This is a genomic window from Paeniglutamicibacter antarcticus (assembly GCF_039544305.1).
Taxonomy (GTDB): domain Bacteria; phylum Actinomycetota; class Actinomycetes; order Actinomycetales; family Micrococcaceae; genus Paeniglutamicibacter; species Paeniglutamicibacter antarcticus_C.
Genome location: NZ_BAABLK010000013.1, coordinates 66,685 through 74,067 on the forward strand (window position 1 = coordinate 66,685; position 7,383 = coordinate 74,067).

The window sequence follows — 7,383 nt, forward strand, 5'->3', positions numbered from 1 at the left end:
CCCCGGCACGGACTATAGGCTGTCCCCGCCATGAGCCGAAACGCCCGCAACTGCGCTTCCGAACACCTGCTCGTAGAGATCCTCGCCATAGCTGGTGCGTGCAGGTTCCCCTTCCACGATGCGGTGGGTCCGCCGGCCGTCTGATGTCCTTTGGGCCTGCAGGAACAGGGCTCCTGAGAAGTGCTGCTCGTAGAGTCCGTGGGAAAGGTCAAAGAAGTGGGTTACGAACACGACGCGCATCCGTGACTCCACCAGCGCGGAGATGATGTTCCGGGCGATGGCCGATCCTTCGCGTTCATTGGTGGCCGAGAAGGATTCGTTGAAGAGCACGAGTGACTGCGGGGAAATGGTATCCGCGATCTCGCTCATCCGTTCGAGCTCCTCGTCGAGCTTGCCGCTGTTGAGTTCCGCATCCTCCTCGCGCTTGAAATGGGTGTGGATCGCATCGCTGATGCTTGAGCAAAAGTACTCGGCACAGACGAACATCCCGCATTGCATCATCAGCTGGGCCGCACCGAGACTGCGCAGGAACGTCGATTTCCCGCCCTCGTTTGCCCCGGTGACCATGATGAGGTTCTTGCCTCCGGCGTCCAGGTCGTTGCCCACCACCGACGGCGCGCCCGTCAGCGCCAGGGAAAGGTCGTAGAGTCCGTGGGCACCGAGCTCGTTGGTGCCCGCCGGTTCCGGCTTCGGGAAGCAGATCGGCCCGGCGTTGGCACTCAGCGCCTCCCGCAGGTTCAGGCATCCGATGTAGAAGGCAAGTTCGGCCCGCAGCATGGTGAAGAAGCTCAGGATGTGGCTGTCGGAGACATCAAGTGCGTGCGCGGCCAGGGCGACGCTTTGGTTGTGCAGGGCGGAAAGGGCCCTGGCTCCGGCCTCGTCCCGGGGACTGATCTCGAAGGAATAGCTTTCGATTGGCTTTCGGTAAATACGTTGAACCCAGTTTCCTTCCCTGGGGTTGGGCCGTCGCAGGGTGTAGCCCCCTCCGTTGTTTGCATAGCCAAGGCTGGCGCTGACCATGACGCCGTGGCGCAGGCGCAGTCCCTTCAGGTGCCCGGCGACGAGCTGGAAGTAGTCTTCGTCCAGTTCACGGGTGATCATGGCGAAGAACCTGCTGAAGCCCGGCGAACTGAATTCCGTGCCGTGCTCGTCGGCGATCGCGCGCAACCGGCGCAGCATCACGATCAGCAGTTCCAGGGATTCGATGGAACGGCGCAGCACCGCATCGGGATAGCTGAAGAAGTTGCCGCGATAGATCTTTTTTTCCGCCGTGACTGTCTCCTCCGCCAAGGTGTAGAGGTCCCTGGCGACATCCGGTTTCTCCAGGACGTCAATGAGTATGCGCTGGCGGTAGGTGATGTCCTCCGCCGCGCCCAACGGGGCGCGCAGCGATTGCTCCGCCGTGTTTTGCAAGTACGGGTCGGAGGCCGCCATGGCCGTGCACACCCGCCCCAGGTCAAGGTCCCGATCCAGGGCCCTGGTCCGGGTGGAAGCCTTCTCGCCGCGGTCCAGGTCCCGGTCTTGGTACATCAAAAAGGCCTTCATGGTGTGATCCTTTCCTTGAGTTGGTCGTGGGTGAGACGGTACTTGCGGGCCAGGACCATGGCGTAGGCAAGCCCGTCTGCCGTTTTCCGAATGACCTTGAAGGTCCGCTTGGCCGGGTCGTTGGCCTCAACGGTGCTGACCATGCTCACGGTGGCTTCGTTCAGCGAGGCAAGCTCGTCGACGAAGGTCACGCAGACGCAGAGAACGCCAAGGTCGCTTAGCCTGCCAAGGATCCGTCCGCCCAGGTTGATGGCGTCCTCAAGGGTGGTGGAGGTGAAGATCTCGTTGAGGATGACCAGGCTGTCCGGGGTGGCGTCTTTGATGATGCGGTGGATGCGGACGAGGTCGTCCATGAGTTTCCCGCGAAGGTCCGCGGTATTTTCACCGTGCTCGAAGTGGGTGAAGATCTTCTCCGGGAGGAACAGCTCGGCACGGGTTCCCGGGACGGTCAGTCCGAGTGAGCCGAGGTAGTGCAGTTGTCCGACGGTACGGGCGAAAGTGGTCTTGCCGCCTTGGTTGGGACCGGAAACCACAATGATCCGTTCCGGGGACAGAAGCCGGAAATCGTTGGCTATTACCCGCCGGTGCTTGGCGACAAGCAGCTGGGCCAGGGCGAGGTCGAAGGTTTCCTCGGCGCACACCTCCTTTGAAACGCTCACGGTAGGGACGCAAAAGTGCAGTCCTGCTTCCTGGAGGGCTTCGGTGTGGTCCAGGTAGGCCAGGTAGAACTGGATTTCCCGGTCGAATCGGACCAGCACCTCGTCGGTGAAGTCCGCATACTTCCTGTGGAAATCGTCGAGGGCGCCGAAGGCCTCGGGGAACAGCAAGGCAACCCGGTCTAGGACCATGGCCTCGACCCGGTCCATCTCGATGACCGTCCGCGGCTTTTTCGCCTTGGTTTCGGGGGCATCTTGTTGAAAGCGCTCGAAGGTTTCCTGGACTTCGCGGGCATAGTCCGTTTCTTCCTCGTACCGCGAGACGGTGACCCTGGCCCCGTTGATCCGGAAGCAATACCGGATCGATTCCAGTTCCTTCAGGACCGACCGGACCTCGGTGGCCAGCACCTGGTAGGCCCCGGATCCGGCATAGGCCTGGACGTATGACTTGAAACGCCGGAATCCGGGTGAACCTGGGACCGCAGCGTCCAAGGCGTTGCGTAGTTCCTCGACGGCCGAACAGTAAGCCTGGGCGGCAACCACGAATACCGCCTGCCGTTGGTGGATGTAGCCCAGCGCCGCAGCCTGCTTCAGGTGCTTGCGCATCTGCTGGAGGTTTCGGGCGAAGGTGTCAACGATGTTGCGGATGGCGACCGTGCCCAGGTCAGCTATGATCTCGTGGCGGTAGGTGATTTCCCGTGTTGTCCCCAACGGACGCAGGAAGTAGGGGGTGAGGTCGTATTGCTCGCGTCCGGCAACGACTGCGCCAATGACCTGGTTGAGCTGGAGATCGACCAGGGCCACGGCTTGTTCGGGGCCCGGAGGCATCTCGGGGCTTTCCGGTCGCTCAAAGACGATGCTCGAGAATGTCTCGGGCGCGGGTATTGGTGCTTCCGCGTTCCGTGTTTCCGTGAACATTGCGTGTCTCCGTCCTTGTGGGACAGGAGCCATAAGCCGGAGCGGCAGTTGGAATCGTTTAGCTGATTCGGGCGGGTTCCATCGCCTCTGGTTTCAGGATATTCCGATTTCGTCGCGATGGGAACACCGCGAAGGCCACCGAACCGCCTCGATGCCGACTCAGAAGGCACGTCCGATTCCAAGCCCGAGAACTGCGGCGGCAACCGTCAGGACCAGGGTGCCGATACCGTTGATCAGTGCGAAGCCGGTCCTGCCGGTCTGGATCAGTCGCACCGTCTCGAAACTGGCTGTGCTGAAGGTGGTGTAGCCACCCATGAATCCGGTCCCCAGCACGATTTCCAGTCCGGGATTGACTTGGTGGGCCAGAACCAACCCCGCCAGCAATCCGATCAGAAGCGAACCGGTGGTGTTGATGATCATGGTCCCGACGGGCAAGGCGGTCCGGAACCAGGAGCGGAGCAATCCGTCCATCGTGAAGCGGGTTCCAGCGCCCAGTCCGCCGGCCAGGGCCAGCAATGCGACGATCATGGCCGTCCTCCTTGCGTTGAGGGGTTTTGGTGCGTCTGGCGCTGCCGTGCAACAAGCCCGTGGTGGTGTCGGGCGGCGATCCAGATTCCGGCTGTGGTGGCGCACAGACCGCCAACCAGGCTGGCTGCCAGGTACAGCGCCGAAGTAGCGGCCCGGTCTGCATCCATGAGCATGGTGGCTTCCAGTGCAAGGGTGCTGTAGGTGGTGAAGGCGCCGAGGAAGCCGGTTCCGGCCAGCAACCGGATCATCCGCAGCCGCCCGGTTTCGGGTCCGCGCCGGGACAGCCCCTCCAGCAGGGCGCCGAGGGCAAGGGCACCGGCGAGATTGATGAGCAAGGTCGGCAGCGGCCAGCCGCCGGGGGCGGGGATCACGTCCTCGAGACCGTACCGTGCCAAGGTTCCCAGCATTCCGCCAACGACGACCAGACCGATGTAGCCGGGGTGCAGGTGTATCGCGCGGCGCCGGCTCTTGGGCAATACAACATCGACATCGCTGTCTACCGGCAGCGTTTCCGCCTTGGGTGTTGCGTTCACATCGGAGTCGTTCATTCCGCGGCTCCCGAGGTGTGTGGATCCAACGGCACAACAAGCACAGGGGTGCACTGGCGGTGTGCCAAGTGGACAGCGACGGAACCGGTCAACATTTCCTCAAGCTTGTGGCCCATTCCGCGTTCCCGGGTGCCGACGACGATCACCGACGCGTCCACCTTTTGCGCCAGGCGCCCCAGTGCACGGGCGGGATCCCCGGCCATTCTTCGGTAGCTCCAGCTGATCCCGTACGGGGACAGGACCGCGGAGAGCCGGTTTTCGATGGCCAACGAGCCGGAATCACCCTCGTCGTCAACCCCGTCCGGGTCGATGGGCCTCGAACCGACCGAGCCGTCCGGGCCCTCCCCCGTCGGATAGCTGGAAGCATCGACGTAGGCGCAGAAGAGCTCGACGTCCAGGCTGTAGGCAAGCTCGGCTGCGCGGTGGGTGACGGCCAGTGGTTGGCCCGGGACGACGCCCATCAAGACTGGGCCGCGGATGCGGTGCGGGTTCTCACGGGGTGGTTGCGCCTTAGTCATGGTTGGGCTCCGTTTCACGATGAGGGGTGCCGAGCCCGTAGGGCAACAGCGGATGGGCGTCGGAGATTTCGAGGAGCCGGTTGTATTTGGCCACCCGTTCTCCACGGGCGGGGGCACCGGACTTGAGCTGGCCGCAGCCCAGGCCAACGGCCAGGTCTGCCACAAAGCTGTCCATGGTTTCCCCGGACCGGTGGGAAACCATGGAGCTGAAGCCGCCGTGCTCGGCGATGGTGAAGGTGTCCAGTGTTTGGCTCACGGTGCCGATTTGGTTGGGTTTGAGCAAGACGGCGTTGGCTGACGCGTTCTGGATTCCGGTGCGCAGCAGCTCGGGGTTGGTAACGAATATGTCATCCCCCACCACCTGCACCAAGTTGCCCAAGCGCGCCGTCAGCTCCGTCCATCCGTGGGCGTCCTCCTCGGCCAGGGGGTCCTCCAGGCTGCGGATCGGGTAGTTGGCGACCAGCTTCTCGTAGTAGCCCACCAACTCGGTGGAGGAGTAGGAGCTCCCGTTCAGCTCATAAACTCCGTCGCGGTAAAAATAGTTTGCTGCCGGGTCCAGGGCGATGGATACCCCGTCCGTCCCGGGGCTGTGGCCTGCCTCCTCGATGGCCTTCGTTATCAGCTCCAGCGCCTCCTGGGCCGAGGAGATCTCCGGCGCGTATCCGCCCTCGTCCCCAAGACCCGTGGACATGCCCTTGGCTCGCAGCACTGTGCCCAGCGCATGGTAGACCTCCGAGCCCCACCGGATGGCCTCGGGCAGGTTCCGCGCCCCGGTGGGCGCGATCATGAATTCCTGGAATGCCAGCGGGTTCGCTGCGTGGGCGCCGCCGTTAAGGACGTTGAAGTGCGGGACGGGCAACCGCCCTGCGCGTCCAACGGTTTTCCCGATCCAGGCGTGCAACGGCTGTCCAGCGACCGAGGCAAAGGCACGTGCCGCTGCCATGGACACCGCTACGATGGCGTTTGCCCCCAGCCGGGATTTATCCGCCGTGCCGTCCAGCTCGCACAAGGCGCCATCAAGGGATCGTTGGCTCGGCCAGGGTCTTGAGAGCAACAGCTCAGCGATGGCCGTGTTGATGCCGGCAACCGCGGATTCCACTCCGCGCCCCGAATAGTTTCTTCCACCGTCGCGCAGTTCAACGGCTTCGTGGGTTCCTGTGGATGCTCCCGAAGGCGCCGAGGCCGTCAGGACGGAACCTCCCTGGCACGTCAGTGCCACTTGGAGGGTGGGATGGCCGCGCGAATCAAGGATCTGCAAGGCATGGACCGCGGTGAAGGTCACGTCGTTCATGGTGGATACTCCTGTCAGGGAACAATGCTAATGGTCAAGGCCGTAAAGAGCGCTACGCTCACGTACCGCCGCCGGCAGCGAGAAGGTCAACGGCTGCGGCCGCAGCGGAGGGATCCAGGTAGGTTCCGCCTCTCGGGGAGGGAAGGAATCCGGGATCGAAGCCGTATTCCAGTGGATGACCTGTAGGTAGGTTCAGCGATTCCACCTCGTCCTCGCCCAGGGAATCGATCACCAGGCACAGGGCACGCAGGGAATTGCCATGGCCAACAACCAAGACATCGGAACCGGCCTCCAGCGCGGGTCTCAGGGTTCCCTGCCAGAACCCCCGGATCCTGGTGGCAACGGCGTTCAGCGACTCGGTTGCGTGAGCGGCGCCCTGGGGCATCGCCGCCACCGCGCTGTTTCGGCCGATGGTAGTCAACAGTCGTGCGCTCATGGGCGGCGGGGCTTCATCAAGGGACCGGCGCCAACGGTGGAGCATCTGGAGCCCGAACTCTTCCAGGAGTTCGGTTCGGCGCCGCCCGGTAAGGGCACCGTAGCTGCGTTCATTGAGTTCCCAGGCCTTGCTCACCGGAACCTTTCCGCGGGTCAGCGCCGCGGTGAGCAACTCACCGGTTTCCGTCGCGCGGACCATCGTCGAGGAATAAATGAGCTCCGGGAGGAAGCCAGCGGATGCGAGGACCGCGGCGGCCTTGAGCGATTGGGCTCGACCCCGGGCTGTCAGCGGCGGGTTGAGCAGACCGGTGAACCGGCCCTGCGCGTTCAGCGTGCTTTCGCCGTGGCGCAAAAGGACAAGGGTTCCGTGATCGGGCATGGTGCACCTACCTCTGAGCAGCAAAGGCAGGAACCATTAGCCGGACGGCGGTTCGAACTGCAAGGCAGTTCCGGCGGGATCCATCGCCATCATCAATCTTACAACGTCACTGACGCCGGACACCAGCTCGGTGTCGAGCCGCGCTAATCGCCGCATGGCCGCTACGTTTCATCAAAAGGAAACCCGTGTTTCGGCTGCGGCCTATGAACCCAAGCGCAGCAGTGGTGACGGATCGCCTGTCGGCTCCGCGCCGGGTGCTTGCCGGTAGTGGTAGCCGGAGATGGTTTCAAATCCCAGGGACCCGTAGAGTCCGAGGGCCACCGAGTTGGATTCAGCGACCTGCAGCCAGATCTCTTCGAGGTTCCGTCTTGAGGCTTCTTCGATCAGGGACCGAACCACCGAACGGCCGTAGCCGCGGGACCGGGAGCCAACACGGGTATGAGGTGTACTACTGATATGAGACAGTTCCTGAAAGGATTGTTCCCATGTCTTCTCGACCAACCTACTCTGATGAGTTCAAAGCCGATGCAGTTGCGTTAGTTGAATCCTCTGGCCGCCCGCTAGC

At 63.1% G+C, this 7,383-nt stretch carries 8 protein-coding genes and 2 riboswitches; all 8 genes read right to left on the reverse strand.

Annotated elements, in window-relative coordinates:
* Positions 1-12 precede the first annotated feature (12 nt).
* On the reverse strand, positions 13-1,545 hold the full coding sequence (locus ABEA12_RS03745; RefSeq protein WP_210101084.1) for a MutS-related protein: 1,533 nt from the start codon (positions 1,543-1,545) through the stop codon (positions 13-15).
* Entirely contained in the window at positions 1,542-3,119 is a 1,578-nt protein-coding gene (locus tag ABEA12_RS03750; RefSeq protein ID WP_210101085.1) for a MutS-related protein, read from the reverse strand. Before ABEA12_RS03750 ends, ABEA12_RS03745 begins: the two co-directional genes overlap by 4 nt.
* Positions 3,120-3,135: 16 nt before the next feature.
* Positions 3,136-3,214, reverse strand: a riboswitch (Fluoride riboswitch).
* Positions 3,215-3,278: 64 nt separating this feature from the next.
* Positions 3,279-3,647, reverse strand: a complete 369-nt coding sequence (locus ABEA12_RS03755; RefSeq protein ID WP_210101086.1) for a fluoride efflux transporter FluC — start codon at positions 3,645-3,647, stop codon at positions 3,279-3,281.
* Positions 3,644-4,195: a fluoride efflux transporter FluC gene (locus tag ABEA12_RS03760; protein WP_210101087.1), complete on the reverse strand. Its 552-nt coding sequence runs from the start codon at positions 4,193-4,195 to the stop codon at positions 3,644-3,646. The genes ABEA12_RS03755 and ABEA12_RS03760 overlap by 4 nt, the downstream gene beginning before the upstream one ends.
* Positions 4,192-4,713, reverse strand: a complete 522-nt coding sequence (locus ABEA12_RS03765; RefSeq protein WP_210101088.1) for a universal stress protein — start codon at positions 4,711-4,713, stop codon at positions 4,192-4,194. Before ABEA12_RS03765 ends, ABEA12_RS03760 begins: the two co-directional genes overlap by 4 nt.
* Positions 4,706-6,004 (reverse strand): phosphopyruvate hydratase, encoded by a 1,299-nt coding sequence (eno, locus tag ABEA12_RS03770; RefSeq protein WP_210101089.1) that lies wholly within the window; start codon positions 6,002-6,004, stop codon positions 4,706-4,708. Before eno ends, ABEA12_RS03765 begins: the two co-directional genes overlap by 8 nt.
* 58 nt (positions 6,005-6,062) lie before the next feature.
* On the reverse strand, positions 6,063-6,818 hold the full coding sequence (locus tag ABEA12_RS03775) for a 2,3-bisphosphoglycerate-dependent phosphoglycerate mutase (RefSeq protein ID WP_210101090.1): 756 nt from the start codon (positions 6,816-6,818) through the stop codon (positions 6,063-6,065).
* 20 nt (positions 6,819-6,838) lie between these two features.
* Positions 6,839-6,915: riboswitch (Fluoride riboswitch) on the reverse strand.
* A gap of 104 nt (positions 6,916-7,019) precedes the next feature.
* The gene (locus ABEA12_RS03780; RefSeq protein WP_345466477.1) at positions 7,020-7,319 is read right to left on the reverse strand and encodes a GNAT family N-acetyltransferase; all 300 of its coding nucleotides are present in this window, start codon (positions 7,317-7,319) and stop codon (positions 7,020-7,022) included.
* Positions 7,320-7,383: the final 64 nt, after the last annotated feature.

Coding starts and splice junctions, on each gene's coding strand:
- eno (WP_210101089.1), bottom strand. CDS start 6,004: ATGAACGACGTGACCTTCACCGCGGTCCATGCCTTGCAGATCCTTGAT.
- ABEA12_RS03765 (WP_210101088.1), bottom strand. CDS start 4,713: ATGACTAAGGCGCAACCACCCCGTGAGAACCCGCACCGCATCCGCGGC.
- ABEA12_RS03745 (WP_210101084.1), bottom strand. CDS start 1,545: ATGAAGGCCTTTTTGATGTACCAAGACCGGGACCTGGACCGCGGCGAG.
- ABEA12_RS03755 (WP_210101086.1), bottom strand. CDS start 3,647: ATGATCGTCGCATTGCTGGCCCTGGCCGGCGGACTGGGCGCTGGAACC.
- ABEA12_RS03775 (WP_210101090.1), bottom strand. CDS start 6,818: ATGCCCGATCACGGAACCCTTGTCCTTTTGCGCCACGGCGAAAGCACG.
- ABEA12_RS03750 (WP_210101085.1), bottom strand. CDS start 3,119: ATGTTCACGGAAACACGGAACGCGGAAGCACCAATACCCGCGCCCGAG.
- ABEA12_RS03760 (WP_210101087.1), bottom strand. CDS start 4,195: ATGAACGACTCCGATGTGAACGCAACACCCAAGGCGGAAACGCTGCCG.